At 39.0% G+C, this 23,766-nt stretch carries 21 protein-coding genes; 10 read left to right on the forward strand and 11 right to left on the reverse strand.

The window, feature by feature from the left end:
• Positions 1–87: 87 nt before the first annotated feature.
• A complete protein-coding gene (locus BUB03_RS03175; RefSeq protein WP_073060193.1) occupies positions 88–2,520 on the reverse strand; it encodes an alpha-ketoacid dehydrogenase subunit alpha/beta in 2,433 nt (810 codons plus the stop codon).
• A gap of 136 nt (positions 2,521–2,656) precedes the next feature.
• Here BUB03_RS03175 and BUB03_RS03180 point away from each other — a divergent pair, with 136 nt between their 5' ends.
• Together BUB03_RS03180 and BUB03_RS03185 are read left to right on the forward strand one after the other, a co-directional pair.
• A complete protein-coding gene (locus BUB03_RS03180; protein ID WP_040995344.1) occupies positions 2,657–2,953 on the forward strand; it encodes a hypothetical protein in 297 nt (98 codons plus the stop codon).
• Positions 2,954–3,228: 275 nt separating this feature from the next.
• Complete coding sequence (locus BUB03_RS03185) at positions 3,229–4,035, forward strand: hypothetical protein (protein WP_073060196.1); 807 nt, start codon at positions 3,229–3,231, stop codon at positions 4,033–4,035.
• A 58-nt stretch (positions 4,036–4,093) separates the two neighbouring features.
• Here the strand turns inward: BUB03_RS03185 and BUB03_RS03190 are convergent, their stop codons facing one another.
• The 5 genes from BUB03_RS03190 to queA form a co-directional block, all read right to left on the reverse strand.
• Positions 4,094–5,071: a polyprenyl synthetase family protein gene (locus BUB03_RS03190; protein ID WP_073060199.1), complete on the reverse strand. Its 978-nt coding sequence runs from the start codon at positions 5,069–5,071 to the stop codon at positions 4,094–4,096.
• Positions 5,072–5,144: 73 nt separating this feature from the next.
• On the reverse strand, positions 5,145–6,020 hold the full coding sequence (locus tag BUB03_RS03195) for a hypothetical protein (protein WP_073060202.1): 876 nt from the start codon (positions 6,018–6,020) through the stop codon (positions 5,145–5,147).
• A gap of 170 nt (positions 6,021–6,190) precedes the next feature.
• Complete coding sequence (locus BUB03_RS03200; protein WP_175547476.1) at positions 6,191–7,117, reverse strand: sterol desaturase family protein; 927 nt, start codon at positions 7,115–7,117, stop codon at positions 6,191–6,193.
• Positions 7,118–7,190: 73 nt separating this feature from the next.
• A complete protein-coding gene (rlmN, locus tag BUB03_RS03205) occupies positions 7,191–8,225 on the reverse strand; it encodes a dual-specificity RNA methyltransferase RlmN (RefSeq protein WP_040994057.1) in 1,035 nt (344 codons plus the stop codon).
• A 102-nt stretch (positions 8,226–8,327) separates the two neighbouring features.
• Positions 8,328–9,377: a tRNA preQ1(34) S-adenosylmethionine ribosyltransferase-isomerase QueA gene (gene queA, locus BUB03_RS03210; protein WP_040994055.1), complete on the reverse strand. Its 1,050-nt coding sequence runs from the start codon at positions 9,375–9,377 to the stop codon at positions 8,328–8,330.
• Positions 9,378–9,557: 180 nt separating this feature from the next.
• Between queA and BUB03_RS03215 the strand changes: the two genes are divergently transcribed.
• The 4 genes from BUB03_RS03215 to BUB03_RS03230 all read left to right on the forward strand — a co-directional run bounded on the left by BUB03_RS03215 (position 9,558) and on the right by BUB03_RS03230 (position 13,802).
• On the forward strand, positions 9,558–10,250 hold the full coding sequence (locus BUB03_RS03215) for an AIM24 family protein (RefSeq protein ID WP_073060208.1): 693 nt from the start codon (positions 9,558–9,560) through the stop codon (positions 10,248–10,250).
• Between the two features lie 231 nt (positions 10,251–10,481).
• A complete protein-coding gene (locus BUB03_RS03220) occupies positions 10,482–11,879 on the forward strand; it encodes a Gfo/Idh/MocA family protein (RefSeq protein WP_073060210.1) in 1,398 nt (465 codons plus the stop codon).
• Entirely contained in the window at positions 11,869–12,774 is a 906-nt protein-coding gene (locus tag BUB03_RS03225) for a sugar phosphate nucleotidyltransferase (protein ID WP_073060213.1), read from the forward strand. Before BUB03_RS03220 ends, BUB03_RS03225 begins: the two co-directional genes overlap by 11 nt.
• Complete coding sequence (locus BUB03_RS03230; RefSeq protein ID WP_073060216.1) at positions 12,765–13,802, forward strand: phosphotransferase enzyme family protein; 1,038 nt, start codon at positions 12,765–12,767, stop codon at positions 13,800–13,802. Before BUB03_RS03225 ends, BUB03_RS03230 begins: the two co-directional genes overlap by 10 nt.
• A 145-nt stretch (positions 13,803–13,947) precedes the next feature.
• Here BUB03_RS03230 and BUB03_RS03235 read toward each other — a convergent pair whose 3' ends face one another.
• The 4 genes from BUB03_RS03235 to BUB03_RS03250 all read right to left on the reverse strand — a co-directional run bounded on the left by BUB03_RS03235 (position 13,948) and on the right by BUB03_RS03250 (position 17,608).
• The gene (locus BUB03_RS03235) at positions 13,948–14,436 is read right to left on the reverse strand and encodes a DNA-deoxyinosine glycosylase (RefSeq protein ID WP_073060219.1); all 489 of its coding nucleotides are present in this window, start codon (positions 14,434–14,436) and stop codon (positions 13,948–13,950) included.
• Positions 14,437–14,548: 112 nt separating this feature from the next.
• On the reverse strand, positions 14,549–16,543 hold the full coding sequence (locus BUB03_RS03240) for a S9 family peptidase (RefSeq protein WP_073061285.1): 1,995 nt from the start codon (positions 16,541–16,543) through the stop codon (positions 14,549–14,551).
• Between the two features lie 187 nt (positions 16,544–16,730).
• Positions 16,731–17,075 carry a phage holin family protein gene (locus BUB03_RS03245; RefSeq protein WP_073060222.1) on the reverse strand — a complete coding sequence of 115 codons (345 nt, stop codon included), beginning with the start codon at positions 17,073–17,075 and terminating at the stop codon, positions 16,731–16,733.
• Between the two features lie 110 nt (positions 17,076–17,185).
• A complete protein-coding gene (locus BUB03_RS03250) occupies positions 17,186–17,608 on the reverse strand; it encodes a PaaI family thioesterase (RefSeq protein ID WP_040994043.1) in 423 nt (140 codons plus the stop codon).
• Positions 17,609–17,944: 336 nt separating this feature from the next.
• Between BUB03_RS03250 and BUB03_RS03255 the strand changes: the two genes are divergently transcribed.
• A complete protein-coding gene (locus BUB03_RS03255; RefSeq protein ID WP_073060225.1) occupies positions 17,945–18,367 on the forward strand; it encodes a hypothetical protein in 423 nt (140 codons plus the stop codon).
• 2 nt (positions 18,368–18,369) lie between these two features.
• On the opposite strand, the gene BUB03_RS03260 is transcribed toward BUB03_RS03255, so the two are convergent.
• Positions 18,370–20,490 (reverse strand): type IA DNA topoisomerase, encoded by a 2,121-nt coding sequence (locus BUB03_RS03260; protein WP_073060227.1) that lies wholly within the window; start codon positions 20,488–20,490, stop codon positions 18,370–18,372.
• A 548-nt stretch (positions 20,491–21,038) separates the two neighbouring features.
• On the opposite strand from BUB03_RS03260, the gene BUB03_RS03265 reads away from it, so the two are divergent.
• The 3 genes from BUB03_RS03265 to metI are packed head-to-tail and all read left to right on the forward strand — an operon-like array spanning position 21,039 to position 23,735.
• Entirely contained in the window at positions 21,039–22,034 is a 996-nt protein-coding gene (locus BUB03_RS03265) for an EamA family transporter (protein WP_073060230.1), read from the forward strand.
• A gap of 23 nt (positions 22,035–22,057) precedes the next feature.
• Complete coding sequence (locus BUB03_RS03270) at positions 22,058–23,086, forward strand: methionine ABC transporter ATP-binding protein (RefSeq protein ID WP_073060232.1); 1,029 nt, start codon at positions 22,058–22,060, stop codon at positions 23,084–23,086.
• Positions 23,079–23,735 (forward strand): methionine ABC transporter permease MetI, encoded by a 657-nt coding sequence (gene metI, locus BUB03_RS03275; RefSeq protein WP_040994036.1) that lies wholly within the window; start codon positions 23,079–23,081, stop codon positions 23,733–23,735. Before BUB03_RS03270 ends, metI begins: the two co-directional genes overlap by 8 nt.
• The last annotated feature ends 31 nt before the right edge of the window (positions 23,736–23,766 follow it).

The raw sequence follows: 23,766 nt of genomic DNA on the forward strand, positions 1-23,766 counted from the left end.
GGGTTTATAGTTAAATAGTTTAACAAATATAAATTAAAAACCGCTTCCTAAAAGAAAGCGGTTTTTTGATTTATCTAAAAATCCCAATTAAAATATCGCAGGATATTTCTGAGGATTTGTTTCATTGAACATTGCGTAGATTCTTTCCACCATATCATCTGCAGACGGCTTGCTGAAGTAATCTCCGTCACTTGCATACGCAGGTCTGTGATCATTTGCAGCAATCGTTACCGGGTCCGAATCCAGATATCTGAATGCTTTCTGCTTCTCAAGGATCTGCTGAAGGATAAATGCCGAAGTACCTCCTTCCACATCCTCGTCAATCACTACCAATCTGTTTGTTTTCTTCACAGATTCAGCAATTTCGTGAGTTAAATCGAAAGGAATTAAGGACTGTACATCAATGACTTCTGCAGAGATTCCTAATTTTTCCAATTGCTCTGCGGCATCCATTACAATTCTCCATGTAGAACCGTAAGTCACCAACGTAACGTCTTTTCCTTCTTTGGTTACTTCAATTTTTCCTACAGGAACCGTGAATTCACCTAAGTTATCAGGCTGTTTTTCTTTTAATCTGTATCCGTTAAGACATTCAACGATCACAGCCGGGTCATCACTCTGAAGCATTGTATTGTAGAATCCGGCAGCTTTCGTTAAGTTTCTCGGAACCAATACCAGGATACCTTTTGAAAGGTTCAGAATTCCCGCCATCGGAGAACCTGAATGCCATACACCTTCCAGTCTGTGACCTCTGGTTCTGATAATTACCGGAGCTTTCTGACCTCCTTTTGTTCTGTACTGAACCGTTGCCAGGTCGTCGCTCATCCCCTGTAAACAGTAAAGGATATAATCTAAATACTGAATTTCAGCGATAGGTCTCAAACCTCTCATAGCCATCCCGATTCCCTGACCAAGAATGGTAGCTTCACGGATTCCCGTATCTGCTACACGCACATCACCGTATTTTTCCTGCATTCCTTCTAATCCCTGGTTAACGTCACCGATATTTCCGGCATCTTCACCAAACACTAAAGTCTGAGGATATTTTTCAAAAATTTTGTCGAAATTATTTCTTACTACTACTCTTCCGTCCACTTCTTCAGAGCTGTCTGAGAAAACCGGCTTGATTTCCTTCACGTTTTCAGCTTTCCACTGAGATTGGGAATATAAGTGGGAAGAATAGTTGTCTTTTTCTATTTCAAAAACTTCATTGTATTTCTGCATCAGTTGGGTTCTTTCCGCAGAATTTGTCCCTCTGGTTGCCAGTAAAGCTTTTCTTGTAAGGTGGAAAATATCTTTTTTAGCTTTGGAAACCAACTTACTGAACTGGGCAATGTAACCTTCAATTTCAGCATTCTGGCCTTTAAGGTTTTCAACTAAAGGAAGAACCGACTGAATTAAATCCGTAATGGTCTTTTGGTAATTTTCCCAAGCACTTTTCTGACCTGCTTTTACTATTTTTTTAGCTTCTTCATCAATTGCATCCAATTCTTCTGCCGAAGCAATAATTTCTTCTTTCCCTTCAATTTCGATTGAATAGTTCAGGATCCATTCTTTAAATTTCAGCAAACCATCGAAATCCGCTTCCCACGAAAGACGTTCTTCGTTTTTGTATCTCTCATGAGACCCAGATGTAGAATGTCCCTGAGGTTGGGTAACTTCAATAACGTGAACAACAACCGGAATACTTTCTGTTCTTGCAAAATGCTCTGCCCTTGCGTAGGCATCAAGCAGTGAAGGATAATCCCATGCTTTTACCTGAATGATCTCGCAACCTTGATTTTCACCTTCTTTTCTCTGGAAACCGCTCAGCATTTCGGCAATATCCGCTTTTGCTCTCTGATTTCTGGTAGGAACTGAAATTCCGTACCCGTCATCCCAGATAGATACGATCATTGGAACCTGAAGGGCACAAGCTGCATTCAGGGTTTCCCAGAAATGTCCTTCTGCCGTGGAAGCATCCCCAATAGTACCAAAAGCAATTTCATTACCTTCTTTTGAAAATTTTTCAGAACCTTCGAATTTTACACTTTTATACACTTTGGAAGCCTGAGCCAATCCTAAAAGCCTTGGCATCTGTCCTGCCGTAGGAGAAATATCGGAAGATATGTTTTTCTGTGCTGTAAGGTCTTTCCAGCTTCCGTCTTCATTTAAACTTCTTGTTGCGAAATGTCCGTTCATCTGTCTTCCTGCTGATGCCGGCTCTCTTTCTACGCTTGTATCTGCATACAGCTGTGCAAAAAAGCTTTCAACCGTTAAAGCATCCACTGCTAATGCAAAAGTCTGATCCCTGTAATATCCTGAACGGAAGTCTCCATTCCTGAACACTTTCGCCATTGCCAACTGAGGAAGCTCTTTACCATCCCCAAAAATTCCGAATTTAGCTTTTCCTGTCAGTACTTCTCTCCTTCCAAGATAGGACATTTCACGAGATATCCTTCCTAACCTGTAATCTTCAAGTATCTGATTTTTAAAGTCCTGGAAAGAAATTTGCTGTGTTTCAATATAGGTTGTCTGCATAGCTAGATATAAAAGTTTTTATTCTTCAAGTATTGCGCTAATATACAATTTTTAAATTAATTTTAATTTTCAATAATTTTTTTTAAAAATTTGATAATAAAAAAAATGTGTTTTATATTGTGAAAAATTGTAAATGATGGAAAAAAAGTCGCCTCATATCCTGAATGCATCCAGCAATCTTTTAGGTTTTTCCCTGATCATCATCACTTCATTGAAAATCACAAAAATCAGTGAACATACGCATCTGGACGAATTTGCCGGAGTATCATGCCTGCTTTTTGCTTTCAGCTGTTTCTTTTCATTTCTGGCTATCCGAACTAAAAGTGAAAGGCGTGAAAATAAATATGAGACCATTGCGGATTATCTATTTTTAATCGCTTTATTTTGTATTGTTTTAGCAGTTATTATTGTGACCGTAAAAATAATTGACTAAATCTATAATTTGATCACTTTCATTTTTCACCAGATTATTTTTTCTTACAAATAACTCACTTACTTGTCCTTATTATAGTAGAATAGCAAGGTATTCCAATCTATAAATTATTTCAAATAAAAGGGATGTTTTTTTACATTATAAATAAAAATCTTCTTTAAAATCATCAAAAATTATCATATCGTTAATCATTTTTTCTATTATGGTATGAAAATTGTTAAATGAATCGAAATATTAAGTAATTTTAACACACAAAAGAAAAAAAATTTAAATAGATGAAAAAAATTATTTCGTTAGCTGGCGTTTTTTTAACGTCAGGCATTATCTATGCACAAATAGGTATAAACACAAACAATCCACAAGCCAGCTTTCATATTGATGCAGCAAAGGACAATCCCCTGTCAGGTGCGCCTTCAGCGGCACAACAGGTTAATGATTTTGTTGTAACAAGTGCTGCCAATGTTGGTATTGGGACTACAAGCCCAACAGATAAACTGGATGTAGCTTCTGGAAATGCAAGAATTCGTAGCATCAACTCGAATGTGGGAGTAGGAGGTACCGACAGAGTTGTTGTGGCTGATGCAAATGGTGTATTAAAAACAATAGACTTTACTGCTTATTCATTATTTCATGCGCGTTTGGCAGCTGACCAGAGCATTTCCGGTGCGGCCACCATCACTACTCTTATGTTTGCGGCGCCAATTGCAACCTCACCGTTTTACAGCTATAATGCAAGCACAGGAGTTTTAACTTTCACTCAGGCAGGAAATTATCTGGTAACATTACAGGCAAGTTTTGCAGGGATTCCTGCAGATACACAGCTACTTTTGGGAATAAGACCGGTTCCTGATGCCACTTATTTAGGTAGAGGTAGTCATTACTCCGCAACTGCAACCCCTACACTTACCTCTACTACAAGAATTGGTGAGCTTATGAACTATACAACATTGCTTATCATACCGACCGCAGGTTATCAGGTACGTTTTACAGCCGCTCCTAATCAGGCAGCTACGGTTTTATCAACGGAAATGGGACCTACAGGAAACGGAAACGTTACGAATGTTACAGTACAAAAAATTTAATCTTAAAAATAAAAAAGGATGTCGTGCGACATCCTTTTTTTATATTTAATTCTAATCCTTAGAATTTTCTTTCAATTACGTAATCAAGCATACTGTGTAATGATTTTTTCGCTTCAGAATCCGGAAATTCTTCCAGGATGTCTTTGGCTTTCTGCTGAAAATCTTTCATCACTTTTATAGCATAATCCATACCTCCGGAACTTTTTACAAATTCTATCAGTTCCTTTACCCGTTTCTGGTCATTGTTATAGCGCTTTATCGTATTGAAGTAATATTTTCTCTCTTTTTCATTGGCATTTTTCAGCGTATAGATCAGAGGAAGGGTCATTTTCTGCTCTTTAATATCTATACCAACGGGTTTTCCAATTACATTTGAACTTAAGTAATCAAAAAGATCATCCTTAATCTGAAAAGCCATCCCGGTATACGTACCGAAATTCATCATTTTTTTAGCAAGAATTTCATCCGCATCATTGGATAAAACCCCAATTTCACAACAGGCAGCAATAAGAGTAGCTGTTTTCTGACGGATAATTTCGTAGTAAACATCTTCTGTAATATCCAGTTTTCTGGCCTTTTCCAACTGAAGAAGCTCGCCTTCGGACATTTCGCGGATTGTTCTGGAAATCACTCCCAAAAGGTCGTAATCTTTATGATCTGTAGAAAGTAATACTGATTTTGATAAAAGATAATCTCCTACCAGAACAGCAATTTTATTCTTCCACAAGGCATTGATGGAAAAGAAATTACGGCGTTTGAAACTTTCATCCACCACATCGTCGTGTACCAAAGTTGCAGTATGGATGAGCTCGATCATAGAAGCGCCACGATAGGTTTTTTCATTGACCTCACCTATCAGCTTTGCGCACAGGAAAACGAACATAGGACGCATCTGCTTTCCTTTAGTAGTAACAATAAAACGGGTTACTTTATCTAATAAAGGCACTTTGCTCTGCATCGATTCATAAAACTTCTGCTCGAAAAGTTTCATTTCCTCATTGATCGGTCGTTTAATTTCTTCTACGATGTTTGCCAAAATCTGTGAATGAAAGGTAAATACTTATTAATTCTCACAAAGATAATTTTTTTCACGCAATTTCGGGACAAAATTAATCTTTGAATTGTTCTTTAGGAATAAAATACAGTGCCGGCCGGGAACCTCCCAATCTTGACTTAAATTTTTCTCCTGAAATATACATTCCTGTATCATTAATGGCAATCCCTTCGATCTGCCCTATTGCCAGAGCACTTCCGAGATAATAATGCTTCGGCTTCTGTTTAAAGAAAATTCCCGGTTCCGTTTCTGTGAATACATTAAGAAATACTTCCGTTTTTTTGGTGTAGCCTATCAGATAAAGTTTCCGGTCATAATAGGCAGCATCTGTCACCACGAAACTGGTCTTATAAGATTCTGTTTTCTTAGCTTTCTGCTGTTCTGTTCTATCGGGATCAATAATATAATGGGATGTGGACTTTGATTTCCATTCTTTGGTAAAAAGATGAAGTTTTCCGTTGAGATAAATCATTGCCTCAGCATCAAAATCATTATTGGTATATCGGGGAATGAATTCCGTCTGCTCCGGATAATAGAAAGTTATCTTTGTAATAGAATCATTTTTTGGCTCATCCTGAAAAGGCAGTTTATAAATTTCCAGATCTCTTCTTGTTCCGCCGTTATTACCGAAATCACCAATATAGAAATTCTTTCCGTCATTGGTCAGAGCTTCCCAATCTTTATTTTTAGCATTGATTGTGAATGTATTTCTGATAGTTCCGGAAGTTTCGTCAAGTTCAAAAATTTCAGGTTCATTACCACTGTCATTGAAGGTATAAAGTTTTCCATTCAGAATGCTCAATCCTGAAGTTTCCTTGATTTTATCATCTAAATAAGCAAGTCTGAATTTTCTTATTTTTAAAAAATCGGTCTGCTGTGAAAATGAGGATTGAAAAATGATAAAGGCAGCAATAAAAAAGACTTTTTTCATAGGGTAAAGGTAAGTTTTTGCGGATGACTGGGAAAGTTGAGAGCCATTTTGTTTAAGAACCTCCCGGCCAAAATTCTTTGAATTCCAACACCTTTCCAGGGAAGGAGAATTTGGTCCGTCAGATTGTAGTTATTGTAAAAATCTCTATGATTTCTTAATGCAAAAACAGCTTAGGCAGATTTCCTTTTCTGTTTTATAGCCTGTTTCTTTAGATAGTCTTTCTGATATTGCCGTACTGTTTTTCCTGTCCCGTCGTGTCTCCAACCCGGAGAATTGAAGATATAATTGATCCTGTCAGAAAATTTCAGTCCCGGTTGTCTGATATCTTTCCAGATCTTTCTCCATTCGTAAAGAAGAACTGTATCCGGTTTATTGTCCGGCATTTTAGGATAGATTCCATATTTTACAGGTACATCCGGATCTTCTTTCTCAAAAGTTCCGAAGATTTTATCCCAGATGATGAGGCACATGCCCATATTCCGGTCCAGATACTTGATGTTGCAGGCATGATGAACCCTGTGATGGGAAGGTGTTACCAGAATGTATTCCAGGATTCCCATTGTTTTCACAGTCTGCGTATGTACCCAGGTTCCGTATACCTGTCCTATCGCATACACAACCATGATATGCCATGGGTTAAAACCTAAAAAAGCCAGAGGGGAAAAATAAAGATACCTGTAAAGCGGCTGGAGCACCGGGCTTCTGAATCCGGTTGTCAGGTTGAAATATTCTGAATTGTGGTGGGTAATATGAACTGCCCAGAACGCCCTGGAATGGTGATCCACATAATGCAGCACATAATAGGCAAAATCTGTGATCACAAAACAGATAAGCCAATACCAAACTGTAAAATCCCATGTAAAAAGCCTGTGGTTGTAAAAAAAGAACATCACTCCCATCGCGAAGGCTTTCATGATGAGATCGAGGCCAAAGTTCATCAGAGCCAGATAAACGCTTGTTGCAACATCTTTTCCGTTATACAGCTTGGCTTCAGACACATGGCTGTAAATCATTTCTGCCAAAATAACGGCAACATGGAACGGAATAGCCCATGCGTATACATTTTCAAGACCGTCCTCGCTCATAAAGAAGTCCATAATAACTTTGCTTTATGTAAAGTTAAGCTTTTAAGGAATTTTTAAGAAAAATTTTAAGGTTTTTAAGGAAATTTTAATCCGCTGTTTTGTTGGCAAGCTGTCCGCATGCAGCATCGATGTCACCACCACGGCTTTTTCTGATCATCACGGTGATCCCGGCATTTTCTAATTGACGCACGTAATTCTCTTCTGCCTGCTTATTACACTGGTCATATTTGCCATCCCCGATAGGGTTATACTGGATGAGATTCACTTTGGAAGGAACCTGCTTACAGTATTTGATCAGAGCTTTAATATCCTCATCACCATCATTAATTCCTTTCCATACGCAGTATTCAAAAGTAATCACAGAACCTGTTTTCTGGTACCAGTATTGAAGAGCCTCCATAATATCCGTGAGTGGAAATTTATCAGAGAAAGGCATAATTTCATTCCGCTTGGACTCAATAGCAGAGTGAAGTGAAAGGGCAAGCTTTACACGAAGTTCATCGTCTGCCAGCATTTTGATCATTTTCGGAATTCCGGATGTAGAAACGGTAATTCTTCTTGGTGACATTCCCAAACCTTCCGGCTGGGTAATTTTCCTGATGGCTTCCACCACATTTTTGTAATTCATCATAGGCTCTCCCATTCCCATAAAAACAATGTTGGTGAGCGGTCTGTTGAAGTACATTTTGCTCTGGCTGTCGATCAGGGCAACCTGGTCTACGATCTCAGCGACTTCAAGGTTTCTCATTCTCTTAAGTCTTGCTGTTGCACAGAATTCGCAGTTCAGGGAACATCCTACCTGTGATGAAACACAGGCTGTAGTTCTGGTCTCTGTCGGGATAAGAACAGATTCTACCAATAAGCCGTCATGGAGCTTCACTCCGTTCTTGATGGTTCCATCCGTACTTCTCTGAAGCTGGTCGACAGAAACGGGATTAATGGTGTACTCTTCGGAAATTTTTTCACGGAGAGACTTCGAAAGATTGGTCATTTCATCAATCGAATGGAGGTTTTTACTCCATAACCAGTCATAAACCTGCTTCGCACGAAACGGTTTTTCTCCTAAAGTTACAAAGTAATCTTTAAGCTGGTCCAGTGATAAAACTCGGATATCTTTCAAAATAGTAGTGATTATAGATTTTAAATTATAAATTTTAGATTAAAATCCTTTACAGAAGTTAGGGACCCAATCTAAAATTTATAATCTATAATTTAAAATTAATTACAAAATAAGCATTGCATCACCGTAAGAATAGAATTTATACTTTTCTTTTACGGCTTCTTCATAAGCGTGCATGATGAAATCTTTTCCGGCAAACGCAGCAATCATCATCAATAATGTTGATTTCGGTGTGTGGAAGTTAGTAATCATTGAGTTGGCAACCCCAAAATCGTGAGGCGGGTAAATGAACTTATTCGTCCAGCCATTGAAAGCAGAGATTTTTTTGTTGGAAGAAACAGAAGTCTCCAATGCTCTCATAGTAGTGGTCCCTACCGCGCAAACTCTTCTGTGAGCTTCTACCGCTTTATTGATGATTTCAGCATTTTTCTCGTCAATGATGATTTCTTCAGACTCCATTTTGTGTTTGGAAAGATCTTCTACCTCGATCGGGTTGAAAGTTCCCAAACCAACGTGAAGGGTTACTTCAGCAAAATCGATTCCTTTGATCTCTAATTTTTTCATCAAATGTTTAGAGAAGTGAAGACCTGCAGTAGGTGCAGCAACCGCTCCTTCTACTTTAGCATAGATAGTCTGGTATCTTTCTGCATCTTCCGGCTCTACTGCTCTTTTGATGTATTTTGGAAGCGGGGTTTCTCCCAGCTCTTTCAGTTTTGTTCTGAATTCGTCATAAGAACCATCGAATAAGAATCTCAGTGTTCTTCCTCTTGACGTTGTGTTGTCGATAACTTCAGCAACCAAAGATTCATCTTCAGTGAAGAATAATTTGTTACCGATTCTGATTTTTCTTGCAGGATCTACAAGAACGTCCCATACCCTGGTTTCCTTATCAAGCTCTCTTAAAAGGAAAACCTCAATCTTAGCTCCTGTTTTTTCTTTATTTCCATAAAGACGTGCAGGAAAAACTTTAGTATTATTGAAAATAAATAGATCTTTCTCATCAAAATAATCCACAACATCCTTAAACAGCTTATGCTCAATGGTTTCTGTTTTTCTGTTAAGAACCATTAATCTGGCTTCGTCTCTGTGTTCGGATGGGTGTTCTGCCAATAATTCAGCAGGAAGATCAAAATTAAAATCTGATGTTTTCATTTTTTTAAATTACGGTTTAAAAATTATTCGAATTACAAGTGTAATTTTTCGGAGTGCAAATATACGACATTGAACACCCCTTTGTCAAGTATTATTTAAAATCAAATTTAAAACCGTGATTCTACGGTGATCTGTAGAGGAAAAAAAGATTACTTTTGAAAACATTAAAAAATTTACACTATGAGCAAATATTCATTGGAAGCCTTTGTTAACGAAACTAAAGAAAATCCTCAGCAGAAAGACTATTTTGAGCTTGAAACACCGCATATGCTGGAAATTAACCTTAATAACCAGGCGGTCTGGACCAAAAGAGGAAGTATGGTAGCTTATGTAGGAGGAATTAATTTTGAAAGACAGGGAATGCTGGCAGGAGGAATAGGCAATCTTTTAAAGAAAGCGATCAGCGGTGAAGGAGCAAAGCTGATGAAAGCAGAAGGAAGCGGCAAACTGTATGTGGCAGATTCCGGTAAAAAAGTACGCATCCTTTATCTGAATAATGAGTCGGTATGTGTGAACGGAAACGATGTACTGGCCCATGAACAGAGTGTGAAAAGTGATATTACCATGCTTAAAAGTATTGCAGGTATGATGGCAGGCGGCCTTTTCCAGGTAAAGCTTTCCGGAACGGGGCACATTGCCATCACTACACATGGCGAGCCGCTGACGTTGATGGTAACCCCGGACAATCCTGTTTTTACGGATCCTAATGCTACAGTGGCGTGGTCGGGGAATCTAAGTCCGGACCTGAAAACAAATGTTTCATTCAAAAGCCTGATCGGAAGAGGCAGCGGGGAAGAATTCCAGATGAAATTTTCAGGAAACGGATGGGTACTGATCCAACCTTATGAAGAAGTATATTTCACAGAAAAATAGATTGTTCAAAAGCTTGAAACTGTAAACAGAAAGCCTGAATCTACGGTTGAGTGTTAGCTTTGTAACACCCTTACTCACTCTATTTGATAAATAATTGTAAAACAGCTGTCTTCCTGTCGAGGCAGCTGTTTTTTATTTTCCCATACCCACGCACCTATTACCTAAACCCCATCATCCCGCCTCCATACTCTCTACCTCACAACTTTTTAATATATTTAGGAAAAAATTTTAATGGACACCACCACTTCACGCAGAAACTTTCTTAAAACCGCTACCCTGGCAAGCTTTGGTGCATTGGTTCTACCCAATTCTTTATTTGCCTATTCAAATGATTTTAAATCAGATAAAAAAGTCCGTGTCGGCTTTATTGGCGTAGGACTCCGTGGACAGGAACATGTAAAACTGCTCGCAAAGCGTAATGACGTAGAGATTGTAGCGTTTGCAGATCCTGACAAGAGAATGCTTACTGCATCCCAGAAAATATTAAAGGACAATAATAAATCTGCCGCCCAGGAATTTTCAAACGGAGAATACGATTACAGAAATCTTTTGAAGCTGAAAACTATTGATGCTGTAGTAATAGCCACTCCCTGGGAATGGCACCTTCCACAGGGCACTGAGGCAATGAAGGCGAAAAAAATTGTCGGTATGGAAGTTTCGGGAGCTATAAAGCTGCAGGACTGCTGGGAATTCGTGAAAGTATATGAGGAAACAAAAGTTCCTATTTTCATGATGGAGAATGTATGTTACCGCAGGGATATCATGGCTATTATGAATATGGTCCGTAAGGGCATGTTCGGCGAACTGGTTCATGGAAGAGGCGGTTACCAGCACGATTTAAGGGGTGTACTTTTCAATGACGGCGTTACACCTTATAATTCCGGTGCTGAATTCGGCGAAAAAGGTTTCAGTGAAGCTCATTGGAGAACGGAACATTATGTAAAACGCAACGGTGAGCTTTATCCTACCCATGGATTAGGTCCTGTGGCCGTTATGATGGATATCAACCGTGGAAACCGTTTAACCAGGCTTTCCTCATTCTCTTCAAAGTCTGTGGGGCTTCACAAGTATATTACAGAGCACCCGAAAGGCGGGGAAAACCATCCTAATGCAAAAGTTAAGTTCAACCAGGGAGATATTGTCACTACCCAGATTGCCTGTGCAAATGGGGAAACGATCCTTTTAACCCATGACACAAGCTTACAGCGACCTTATGATCTTGGATTCAGAGTACAGGGAACTGAAGGCTTGTGGCAGGATTTCGGCTGGGGAGATTTCAACCAGGGGCATATTTATTTTGAGAAAACTATGAACCATACTCACCGGTGGGAAAATACTGAAAAATGGATGAAAGAATTTGATCATCCTATCTGGAAAAAATTTGAAAGTACAGCTGCAGGTGCAGGACATGGCGGTATGGACTTTTTTGTCATGAATACCTTCATTGAATGCATCAAACGAAATATAGAATTCCCGATGGATGTGTATGATCTTGCTTTATGGTATTCTATCACTCCACTCAGCGAGGAATCTATTGCTAAAGGTGGTCAGGCCGTAGACATTCCGGATTTTACCAATGGAAAATGGAAGACCCGTAAACCTGTATTTGGAATGACTGATGAATTCTAAAAAGACACTACTGATACTAGCCGGAGGTTTAGGAAGCCGCTACAAAGGGCTGAAGCAGATAGACGGAATCCTGGATAACGGTTCGCCAATCCTGGAATATTCCATCTATGATGCCTTGAGAGCAGGTTTCAGCAAAGTTGTTATTATTGTCAACAGACGTATCCCGGAAAGCTATATTGAAAGATTAAATACCATATCCCAGAAAGAACAGTTTGAACTTCATTGGGTGTATCAGGAAAAAGAAAGCTTTCTTCACCAAGATTATGATTCATCAGGGAGAGAAAAACCGTGGGGAACGGGCCATGCTGTTCTCTGTGCAAAAAGTGTCATACAGGAACCTTTTGTCATGATCAATGCAGATGATTTCTACGGGAAAGAGGTTTATCAGCTGGCATCTGAAGAAATTGACCGCCACATTTCAGAATCACAGTTTGGAATGGTGGCTTATCCTGTAGCATCTACTTTAAGCGGAAACGGAAATGTAGCAAGAGGAATATGTGATTTGGATGCAGATAATTACCTGATAAAAGTAGATGAGCAAACTTCTATCCGCAGAAAAGGAAATTCAATTGTTTATACCGATAATGGGAATGATATCGAAATAGCTCCTGATACATTGGTATCCATGAACTTTTTTATTTTTCATCCTTCTGTTTTTATTGGTCTGGAAAGTTATTTTTACGATTTTATCCATTCAGATCCGGAACCATCAGACGAGTTTTATGTCCCTGTTGCCGTACAGAGAATGATCGATGAGAAAGGGACAAAGGTATTGGTAAAAATCTCTCCTTCACAGTGGATGGGCGTTACCTATGCAGATGACAAAAGCAGTATTAAAGATTTTCTGGCCTCAGAAATCGCAAAAAACAGATATCCTGAAGATCTATGGAATTAAAACAAATCGTGACCGGATTCACCGGAACTGAAAACTGTACGATGACTCCTATTACCAATGGACTGATAAATACTACCTATTTGGTGGAAGATCATGATTCTGAGGAGAAATTTATCCTTCAGAAAATCAACAGACAGGTTTTTCATTTTCCTGAAATTGTCACCAATAATCACCTGCTGATCAACAAAATGCTGGAAAACGGGAATTATCCTTTGCAGTTGGTCAATATGAAGAAAACTCTATCTGGTAACCTGATGATGAACGATGATGAGGGAGAGTCATGGAGAATGCTCAGTTTCATTGAAGATACGAAGACATTTTTTAAAATTCCCGATTTAAAAACGGCTTATGAATCGGCAAAAGCTGTCGGAAGCTTTTTAAATACCGTAAACCCTTCAGATCTGCCTGATATAAAAATCCCTATTCCTGATTTTATTAATTTTGAGAAAAGGATTTCAGATTATCAGATGTCGTTACAGAATGCTAATACTGATCTGTTGAACAATGCAGAGCCAGAAATTGAATTAACGAATGCGCTGCTTTTTCTTCCGCAAAAATGGATTGAAATGGAAAAAGAAGGCCTGCTTCCCAAAAGAATCATCCACGGAGATCCTAATGTAAGAAATATACTTTTTGATAAGAATTCAAGTCCCTTGGCTGTTATTGACCTCGACACCGTAACGGTTTCTACCATTCTGTATGACTTCGGCGATATGGCGAGGTCTTATACCAATACACTGGATGAAGATAATGGAAACGCAGCTGATAATTTTAATCCCCAGATTTACAGAACTGTAAAAGACGGATTTTTACTGTATTTGAAAGAGAAACTAACTTTTGAAGAGCTTGAAAACCTGGATTACGCAGCACAGGTTGTCATTTATATCCAAGCTGTCCGTTTTCTGACTGACTATCTGAATGGAAGCACTTATTACTCTATAAAATATCCTGAACACAATCTGGACAGGACCAGAAATCAGCTGGAACTGCTGAGAGGGCTGAGAAAATATTTGAAAGATGACTTATAATAATCTCTCAGATTTAGCAGATTACGCAGATTTTTTAATACCAATGTTTGATCTCCAAATCTTTTATACTACAGAAATGTATAAATAAGCTCTGTCATATGCGCAAACATCTGCGTAATCTGCTCAATCTGCGAGAAATAAAAATTTACAGAAATTCCAAAATATTCTTCCATTCTTCCAATTTTCTATCAAAGGAAACAGTATGAAGCGGGCTTGTGGAAGGCAGCTGAAATATGGGTAATCTGTAGTTTTTCCCTAAAAGCTTCTGCAGGTTTTTATATGATTTTCCTCCGTTACAGAAAATAGCTTTGATAGTGGGGTGTTCATCTAAAAGTTCGGCGATCTGGTTCGCTTCTTCATTTTTAATCTCAGAATCCAGGCTTCCTTTTCTTTCACAGGAATCAATCACATCCCAGACTGCTATATGATGCTTTTTTAAAACCTTTTTTCTTTCATTATAATCTTCTGTAAACTCTTCATTGAACAGGTGAAAAATAATGGGCCAGAATTTGTTTTGCGGATGGGCATAATACTGCTGCTTTTCCAAAGATTTTACTCCGGGAACAGAGCCCAGAATTAAAATTTCAGACTGAGAGTCAATGAGTGGTGGAAACGAAGAAATTCTGTTTTGCATATTCAAATATATAAAATTCGGCTAAAGCCTTTCTTCCATTTGAAAACAAAAAGCGGGCTAAAGCCCGCTCTATTAATATTTCAAGAATAATTTCATTTTTAATTATTCATTCTTACAAAGTTTCTTTCAGCCAGTCGAAGAATTCTCTCTGCCATACCAGTCCGTTTTGCGGATGAAGTACCCAGTGGTTTTCGTTCGGGAAATAAACCAGTTTGGATTTCAATCCTCTTAATTTAGCTGCCTGGAATGCTTCCTGTCCCTGTTCGTAAGGTACACGGAAATCGATGCCACCCTGAACAATCATGATAGGTTTGTTCCATTTTTCAACAAAATTGCTTGGGTTGAAGTCTGTGTAAGCTTTAGGAAGCGGTTTTTCCCATGGTGAACCAAGATCCCAGTTGGCAAACCAAAGCTCTTCTGTAGTAAGATACCAGGATTTCATATCGAATAATCCATCGTGAGCAATGAATGTTTTGAACCTGTTTTCATGGATTCCGGCTAGCATAAATACACTGTATCCTCCGTAGCTTGCCCCTACTGCTGCTACCCTTTCACCATCAACGTATGGTAATGTTTTTGCGTAATCTGTTGCTGCCAGATAATCTCTCATCGGCTGACCGCCCCAGTCTTTGGAAATGTCTTCGTTCCATTTTGTTCCCCATCCCGGCATTCCTCTTCTGTTTGGAGCAACAATGATATATCCGTTGGCTGCCATCAGCGCAAAGTTCCATCTTGTACTGAAATATTGGGTCAGAGCAGATTGAGGTCCTCCCTGGCAGTATACCAGCGTAGGATACTTCTTATTAGGATCAAAGTTCGGTGGATAGTGGAACCATACGCCCATTTCTTTACCGTCCGTTGTTTTTACCATTTTCAGTTCGGATTTACCTTGTGCCAGCTTATCATAAGTATCTTTATTGGCTTCGGTTACCTGCTTCATTTCTCCATTTTTCAGGTTCACAGAGAATAGTTCCGTTGCATGGTTGATATCTGTTCTTCCTACTAAAAGTGAAGATTTATTGTCGGTGAAAATTTCGTTAACATCAAAATCTCCTTTTGTGATCTGCTGTACTTTCGATGTTTTAGGATCTAAAGAGAAAAGCTGTTTTGTTCCTCTGAATGCTGCTGTGAAATAGATCGATCTGGAATCTCCACCCCAGAATACATCTCCGGAAACACTTTCGTCCCATCCGGCGGTAAGGTTTGTTGTTTTTCCAGACTTCCAGTCCATGATTTTCACATCATTCTTATCCGCTTCATATCCGTCTCTGGCCATACTCTGCCAGATTAAGGATTTTCCGTCCGGGCTGAATTTTGGATTTACATCATATCCTTTATTGGATTCTGTCAGGTTTTTTGTTGTCCCTGAAGCAGTGTCGTAAGCAAAAATATCCGTATTGGTGCTTGTAGAATATTCTTTTCCGCTTTTAGGCTTGGTAACGTATAAAAGCTGTGAAGAATCCGGGCTCCAGATAAAGTCTTCCGCTCCACCGAAAGGTCTTTGCGGAGAGTCCCAGGTTTTACCTTCCAGGAGATCTTTTGCAGATTCCACCTTGTCCGTAGTATTGACTATAAATACATGATTGTATTTTCCTTCATTGAAGTAATCCCAGTGTCTGTGGTTCAGGTCTGTATATACCTGAGCTGTAGTTTTAGGGGTATCGCTGTATTTGTCTTTCCCCATTAATTTCTCTACAAGAACCTGCTTGCTGAACGCTATTTTTTTCCCGTCGGGAGAAATTACAATATTGTCCACTTCCCCGATGGTATAAAACTCAGACCAGTCTTTCCCGTTATCTTTTGAAAGAAAGATTTTATCTCCTTCCTGAGCATAAATTCCATTCTTATCCCACTGGATAAGGGCTTTTTTACCAAAATCTATTTTGGAAGACTGGTTATTAAGAACATTCAGGAAATAGTTCTCATTTTTTGTTTTCTCTGTTTTCAGATCTACCTGTCCCACTTTGTAGATCAATGAAGACTGATCCGGTGAAACTGCCTGTACTCCGACTTTTTTCAAGGTCCAAAGGATTTCAGGCGTCATTAACTGTTGTGCATTCATTAAAAGCGGAGCTGCCAGAGCCAGCAGACTGTACTTAAGTTTCATATGTTGATATTCTTTTTTTACGGAAATATAAATTCCTGCAGACTTCATATTTCCTTTTTTGTTAATTCAAAGATTGCCAAAGTTAATATTTAAAATAAAAAGGAGCGAAAAAATTAACATTTAAGTTTTGAAATAAAAAAGTCTGCCGTAAAAACAGCAGACTGATATAAATTTTATTTCTGATCGGTTAATCCCCATCAGAAAACATGGAGTTGGCCAGCGAAGTAACGAAGGACAGCAGTACACTAAAGATCAGCGCCCACCAGAAACCGTCGACAACCATGCTGTCTATAAAATAATCTGCAATCAGAATAATCAATGCATTGATTACCAAAGCAAATAAACCTAAAGTAATGATGGTTAATGGCAATCCTAAAAGCCCAAGAATAGGTTTCACAAAAATATTTAATACCCCGAGAACGATGGCAAAAATAATCGCCGAAGAAAATCCTTCGAAATGTACACCCGGAAGCACCTTAGTCAAAAGGTAAGCAACAATTGCTGTAATCAGCAGCCTGATAATTAAGTTCATATTATATTTTTTAATGTTATGGTTTTAACTTTGCAAATCCTGTTCCATTTACGCCTGAAAATTCCTGTAAACTCCTTTATTCAGGGATATTTTCAATTCCCGAGTCCTATTTATTTGATCCTCATCATGGTTACCAGTGAAGTGGCTACATGACTTTCAGAACCTGTATTTTCATCCAGCACATAAATTTCTGTTCTTACCACGATAATTTTTGCACCGCCTTTTATAACGTATGACCGTGATATCAGAGCATCTCCCAGGGCAGGACGAAGGTAATTGACCTTGAGTTCCACTGTCACTACATAGCAGTCGTCTTTGTAGTGACTTACCGAAGCATAGCCGGAAGAAACATCTACCAGAGAAGCGATCATTGCACCATTGAACATTCCCGCTTTCCGGGTCATCATTTCCATTTTCGGAATTTTAATGGAAACGAAATCGGTATCCACTTCCAAGAGTTCAGCATTGTAGAATTTTAATGTTTCGGAGCGACCAAAGCTGTCTGTAATGAGTTTCCTTTTTTCCGGAGTCATGAATTATTTTATTTATGAATACCACACAAAATACACAAATGTTTTCAGAAATACCAGAAAATTTACAACAAGTTTATTTGCTGATGATGAAATTTAAAGAGGTTAATAAGCTTTAGATTGCAGAAGAGCATTTTTTTAAGCACTTAAGACATTTGAAGTTAATATTTATACCGTGAAAAAGTATACTTAAGTCTTAGAATCTCTGGTTTCCTTGATGTTCATTGTTGATTGATTAATTATTCCCATCGTTTAGAGGGATGGCAAATCCCTTGAATTTTTGCCAGGGTGGTTTCTAAAGCGCCCACAAAAATACTAGCTTTGCATAAACAGCACCACATGACCATCAAAAATATTTTCACATTACTAAGCCTTCTGATATCCTCTATTTTTCATGCCCAGACCCTACATCTGTATGGCGGCTCCGATCAGGATCAGTATCTTGGCTGTCTAAACTGTGATACGTTTGACAAAAATTCAATCTGGAATTCCTATGGTGAATATGGGAATGTGTTCAGCTCAAAATCCATCTGGAATGCAAGCAGCAACTATGGAAGTTCATACAGCACGTATTCCCCGTGGAGCAGCTATGCTTCATATCCTCCGGCAATTGTGGATCAGGACGGGAATTTTTTCGGCTACCTTACTTTAAACACATACAAATCAGAAAGATCGGAGCTTGAACTGGCACAAATCTTATGTAGATACCACGAGTCGATAAAGAAAGACCTCAGCGGATGGTACGATAAATTATTCCGTTAAATTTAATTAAGCTGTACCTGGAAATCTTCTCCAAGTGTCAGAACTCCTTCTGTTAAAGCTTCTGAATGGGTACTGAAACCTTTTAGCTTTGAAGTTTTCCCCTTTAAAACCAAATCTAAAAGCTGTTTATCAGAAATTTTTTTCCCAAATACATCAAAGGTGATTTTGAACCCACAATTTTTAAAATCTGAACATCCCACTGCTGCTTTTCCTTTGATCAGGTGGTGTTCTTTACATTTCGGGCACTTTGTTTCTTCCCAGGACTGAAGTTCTTTTTTCTGTGCAGGCTCTCTTTTCTTTTTTTCCTCTGCTTTTTCCTCTTCCTGCAGCATGATTACTTTTCCTTTCCCGTCAACTACTTTTCGGGTAAGATCGGAAACCATCTGGATCAATTCTTCTTTAAACTGATTGGCTTCATATTCCCCTTTTTCAATTTTTCGCAGCTTTTGTTCCCATTCTCCGGTCAGTTCGGGACTCTTCAGAAGTTCATCCTCTATGGTATCAATTAGCTGAATGCCGGTTTGGGTAGCAATGAGATTTTTTCTTTTTTTCTCAATATATTTCCTTTTAAAAAGCGTTTCAATGATATTTGCACGGGTGGACGGCCTTCCGATTCCATTGTTTTTAAGCAGTTCACGCAGTTCCTCGTCTTCCACCTGTTTTCCAGCAGTTTCCATAGCTCGCAATAGGGTTGCTTCGGTATATGGCTTAGGTGGTGTGGTTTTTCCCTGATGGATCATAGGATCATGAGGACCGCTTTCCCCTACTTTAAATTCAGGAATGGTCTGCTCCTCTTCTTTCTCCTTATCTTTATCAGTAACTTCCTCTTTCGGTTCTTTGGCATAAACCGCTCTCCATCCCGGTTCCAGAACCTGTCTTCCGCTGGTTTTGAAAGGAATGGTCCCTACTTTCCCTTCCACCAGTGTATTTGAGATTTTACATTCAGGATAAAAAACGGAAATAAAACGTTTCGCAACAAGGTCATAGATCAGCTTTTCTTCCCTGCTCAAATTTTGAGAAGGCGGAACTTCTGTTGGAATGATCGCGTGGTGGTCCGTTACTTTGGTATCATCAAAAACGGCTTTTGATTTTGGAATCGGAGCCTCCAGTAACGGGGCAATCAGATCCTGGTAAGGATACATTTTCTGAAGAATGCCTGCTATTTTCGGATATAAGTTATCTGACAGGTAAGTTGTATCTACACGCGGATAGGTTACGTGCTTTTTTTCGTAGAGACTTTGGATATAATTCAAGGTGTTTTCTGCAGAATATCCGTATTTTTTATTCGCTTCCACCTGAAGTCCGGTAAGATCGAAAAGCCTTGGATTTTTTTCTTTTCCTTCTTTAATTTCAAAAGAAACGATCTCAAAAGGATTCAATTTCAGGTATTCAAGTCCTTTTTCTGCCCGGTCTAGGGTTTTTAAACGGTCAATTGCCGCGTTGAAAATAACATCACGGTATTTTGTTTTAAGTTCCCAATATTCTTCAGTGGTAAAAGCATCAATTTCTTTCTGACGCTGAACAAGCATCGCCAGAGTCGGAGTCTGTACTCTTCCGATGGAAAGAACGGCCTTATTCCCGCCAAATTTTTTGGTAAATAATCTCGTAGCATTAATTCCCAGGAGCCAGTCGCCGATTGCTCTTGCATTTCCGGCCAGATACAGGTTTTTATAATCTTCAGCAGGTTTCAGATTGTCAAAACCTTCCTTAATAGCTTCTTCGGTAAGAGATGAGATCCACAAACGCTGAACAGGTTTATTACATTTTGCTTTTTGTAAAACCCATCGCTGAATCAGCTCTCCCTCTTGCCCGGCATCACCACAGTTGATGACTTCATCACATTCCTCCACTAATTTCTCAATCACTTTGAACTGGGCTTCAACGCCTTTGTTCGGAATTAATTTGATCCCAAAGCTACTTGGAATGATCGGCAGTAAAAATAAATTCCAGGATTTATACTGAGGTCCGTAATCATGCGGTTCTTTCAAAGTGCAGAGATGTCCGAATGTCCAGGTCACACAGTATCCGTTGCCCTCCATATAGCCCTGCTTAGGCATTGTAGCACCTAATACTTTGGCGATATCTCTGGCAACACTTGGCTTTTCGGCAATACAAAGTTTCATGAATTTCGGGATTATTGAAGGGGGACAAAAGTCGTGATTTTTTTTGGATTTTGCTAATTTAGTTAGGAGTTGATGTTTGCTTCATCAGTATAAGTATCTGATAGAAAGGCTAATGAATGATTATATATTGTCAGGTGAAATTGAGTTGCCAATATCACTGAAATATCCGAACCAACAAAAAGAAATAATCTGGCTCTTAAATTTCTAATTAATGTATTAACAAAACTTAAAATAACACAAAAAGCTGAAAAACAATATATTAATAAATAAAAAACAAAAAATATCAAAAAGTCTATAATTTCAGTGGACTAATAAAAATATATGTCCTATATTTGCAACCGTATTCAGGAAATGAAACAAAAATGAAACAGGAATTAAAACATCAGTCCCTAAATAAACAGGCCATCAAAACTATGATGATGTGCAACTGTATGCCTATGCATCAGAAATTCCGTGGCTGACCTTGATTTAAATATACCATATTCTAAAGGCCTTACCACGTTGTAGGGCCTTTTTATTTTAATATAATAATATACAAAAACATACAAATGAGCACTTTTAAAAACAGCTGGCTGGTGCCGCTCGCATTTATCAATATTTATGTGATTTGGGGAATTACGTTCCTCGCCATTTCTTTCGGTCTTAAAGGATTTCCTCCTTTTATTCTTTCCGGATTCCGGTTTTTAGCGGCCGGGCTTTTGATGCTGGGATGGCTGGCTGCTAAAGGTGAAAAAGCAAATTCTTTAACCAACTGGAAGAAAAACGGGATTACCGGAATATTGATTCTTACCGGAGGAACTGGTCTTGTAGCCTGGGGTGAACAGTATGTATCTGCTTCTGAAGCGGCAATCGCCATTGCAACAGGTCCCTTCTGGTTCATTGCAATCGACAAGAAAAACTGGAAATACTATTTCTCCGATAAATTCATTCCAATCGGATTGATTATAGGATTTGCAGGCTTAATATTATTCCTGAATGGAAGCGTTTCCAATACTCATCATGCAACAGCTGACGGAAAACTGCGGATTTCTGCATTTATTGTACTGGCATTAAGCTCTGTGGCATGGGTTCTGGGATCTTTATATTCAAAGAAAAACCCGGCCTCACAGTCAACGCTTATGAATATTGCTCAGCAGCTTATCATTGCCGGAGCTGCTTCCTTTATAATTGCTTCTTTCAGAAGAGAATGGCACGGTTTTTCATTCTCCAACATTCCTGTATCGGCATGGGCAGGAGTATTGTTCCTGGTGTTTTTCGGATCGATAGTCGCTTATTTATCCTACATATGGCTTCTATCTGTGAAGCCGGCAGCATTGGTAAGTACCCATACTTATATTAACCCGATCGTTACGGTATTCGCAGGCTGGATCGTAGCCGGGCAAACCATTAACGGAAGCCAGATGTACGGCCTATCTGTGATATTATTGGGAGTACTTCTTACCAATACGACCAAATACTTCAGGCTTTCGAAACGCTCAAAAGTAAAGATCAGGAGAGTGAAAAGGTTCTTCAATAAGACCGTAAGACCGTATCAGCCTATTTAAAATTAAAACTATACATTAAAAAAATGATAGAAATCAAGAACATTTCAAAAACATTTCATCAAAAAAAGCAGTCTTTCAAAGCACTGGATCAGGTAAGCCTCAGCATAGAAAAGGGGGATATCGTAGGGATCATAGGATTTTCCGGTGCAGGAAAAAGTACCCTGATCCGTACCGTAAACCTTCTGGAAAGACCTGACGAAGGCCAGATCATTATCAACGGAAAGGATTTCACTAAGCTAAGCTCAAAGCAGCTTGCAGGTGAACGAAAAAAAATTGGAATGATCTTCCAGCATTTTAACCTGCTTTCATCAAGAACGGTTTTTGACAATGTAGCTCTTTCCTTAGAGCTTGACCATGTAAGTAAAGATGAGATCAATAAAAAAGTAAATGAACTGCTGAAGATCGTAGGACTGGAAAACAAGGCCAATGATTATCCTAAGAGCCTTTCCGGAGGGCAGAAACAAAGAGTTGCCATCGCAAGGGCCCTGGCCAATGATCCTTATCTCCTTCTTTGTGATGAAGCGACCAGTGCACTGGATCCGGCGACCACACAATCGATTCTGCAGCTTTTAAGGGATATAAATCAAAGACTTGGTATTACCATCCTGCTGATCACCCACGAAATGGAAGTTATTAAAGCAGTCTGCAATCATGTTGCGGTGATCGACAAAGGAAGATTATTAGCAAAAGGAACATTAAGCGAGATCATTTCGGACAGGGAAAACCCGGTGATCCGACAATTTATAAATTCAGATATCATGACCATACCTCAGGAACTTAATAAAAAACTGCAGAAAGAACCGCAAGACGGTTTATTTCCGCTGGTAGAAATAGAACTCAATGAAAATATCAGTGTTGAAAAACTTCTGTCAACCCTTTACGACCAATATAAAATACCTTACAAGCTTCTGAAAGCCGATGTAGAGTACCTTGGTGACTCCAATTTCGGAAAACTCCTTCTTCAGCTGCAGGGAGAAACTGAAGACAACCAGAAAGCCATTTATTATTTTAACCAGAATAAAATTCAAAATACAGTAAAAGGATATGCTTAGTGATTCGGTAATTTCCCTGTTGGGAAAGGGACTTTGGGAAACGGTTTATATGACGTTTGTCTCAGGATTTTTTGGATTTGTTTTAGGACTTCCGGTCGGAATTCTATTGTTCTTAACAAGGAAAGGCCAGTTGCTGGAAAATACAGCTTATTATAGAGTTACTTCTATCCTGGTTAATATTTTCCGCTCTATTCCTTTTATTATTTTGATTGTCTGGATGATTCCATTTACAAGGGTAATTATTGGAACTTCAATTGGAATGAATGCAGCACTGGTTCCGCTGAGCGTAGGAGCAGCTCCGTTTATTGCCAGGTTGGTGGAAAACAGCCTTCTCGAGGTTCCGCATGGTTTGATAGAAACCGCAAGAGCTTTGGGCGCATCACCTTTACAGATCATTCAGAAAGTATTGCTTCCGGAAGCGCTTCCTTCCCTGATAAACAACGCGGCAATCACCTTAATCACATTGGTAGGCTATTCTGCAATGGGAGGTGCATTGGGTGCAGGCGGTCTAGGGCAGATCGGCTATCAGTATGGGTATATCGGCTATGATGCTGTGATTATGAATGTAGTTCTGGTACTGCTTGTCGTATTGGTATTTATCATACAGTTTGCAGGAGACAGATTAGCAAAGAAATTCGACCACAGGTAAATACAATAACAGAGGCTTCGAGCACCTCAGC

The organism is Chryseobacterium oranimense (assembly GCF_900129755.1).
GTDB classification, from domain to species: domain Bacteria; phylum Bacteroidota; class Bacteroidia; order Flavobacteriales; family Weeksellaceae; genus Chryseobacterium; species Chryseobacterium oranimense.

Bases quoted from the DNA above. Each gene is read 5' to 3' on its own strand.
- BUB03_RS03175 (WP_073060193.1), bottom strand. From the start codon at position 2,520: ATGCAGACAACCTATATTGAAACACAGCAAATTTCTTTCCAGGACTTT.
- BUB03_RS03180 (WP_040995344.1), top strand. From the start codon at position 2,657: ATGGAAAAAAAGTCGCCTCATATCCTGAATGCATCCAGCAATCTTTTA.
- BUB03_RS03185 (WP_073060196.1), top strand. From the start codon at position 3,229: ATGAAAAAAATTATTTCGTTAGCTGGCGTTTTTTTAACGTCAGGCATT.
- BUB03_RS03195 (WP_073060202.1), bottom strand. From the start codon at position 6,020: ATGAAAAAAGTCTTTTTTATTGCTGCCTTTATCATTTTTCAATCCTCA.
- BUB03_RS03200 (WP_175547476.1), bottom strand. From the start codon at position 7,117: ATGGACTTCTTTATGAGCGAGGACGGTCTTGAAAATGTATACGCATGG.
- queA (WP_040994055.1), bottom strand. From the start codon at position 9,377: ATGAAAACATCAGATTTTAATTTTGATCTTCCTGCTGAATTATTGGCA.
- BUB03_RS03215 (WP_073060208.1), top strand. From the start codon at position 9,558: ATGAGCAAATATTCATTGGAAGCCTTTGTTAACGAAACTAAAGAAAAT.
- BUB03_RS03220 (WP_073060210.1), top strand. From the start codon at position 10,482: ATGGACACCACCACTTCACGCAGAAACTTTCTTAAAACCGCTACCCTG.
- BUB03_RS03225 (WP_073060213.1), top strand. From the start codon at position 11,869: ATGAATTCTAAAAAGACACTACTGATACTAGCCGGAGGTTTAGGAAGC.
- BUB03_RS03230 (WP_073060216.1), top strand. From the start codon at position 12,765: ATGGAATTAAAACAAATCGTGACCGGATTCACCGGAACTGAAAACTGT.
- BUB03_RS03235 (WP_073060219.1), bottom strand. From the start codon at position 14,436: ATGCAAAACAGAATTTCTTCGTTTCCACCACTCATTGACTCTCAGTCT.
- BUB03_RS03240 (WP_073061285.1), bottom strand. From the start codon at position 16,543: ATGAAACTTAAGTACAGTCTGCTGGCTCTGGCAGCTCCGCTTTTAATG.
- BUB03_RS03245 (WP_073060222.1), bottom strand. From the start codon at position 17,075: ATGAACTTAATTATCAGGCTGCTGATTACAGCAATTGTTGCTTACCTT.
- BUB03_RS03250 (WP_040994043.1), bottom strand. From the start codon at position 17,608: ATGACTCCGGAAAAAAGGAAACTCATTACAGACAGCTTTGGTCGCTCC.
- BUB03_RS03255 (WP_073060225.1), top strand. From the start codon at position 17,945: ATGACCATCAAAAATATTTTCACATTACTAAGCCTTCTGATATCCTCT.
- BUB03_RS03260 (WP_073060227.1), bottom strand. From the start codon at position 20,490: ATGAAACTTTGTATTGCCGAAAAGCCAAGTGTTGCCAGAGATATCGCC.
- BUB03_RS03265 (WP_073060230.1), top strand. From the start codon at position 21,039: ATGAGCACTTTTAAAAACAGCTGGCTGGTGCCGCTCGCATTTATCAAT.
- BUB03_RS03270 (WP_073060232.1), top strand. From the start codon at position 22,058: ATGATAGAAATCAAGAACATTTCAAAAACATTTCATCAAAAAAAGCAG.
- metI (WP_040994036.1), top strand. From the start codon at position 23,079: ATGCTTAGTGATTCGGTAATTTCCCTGTTGGGAAAGGGACTTTGGGAA.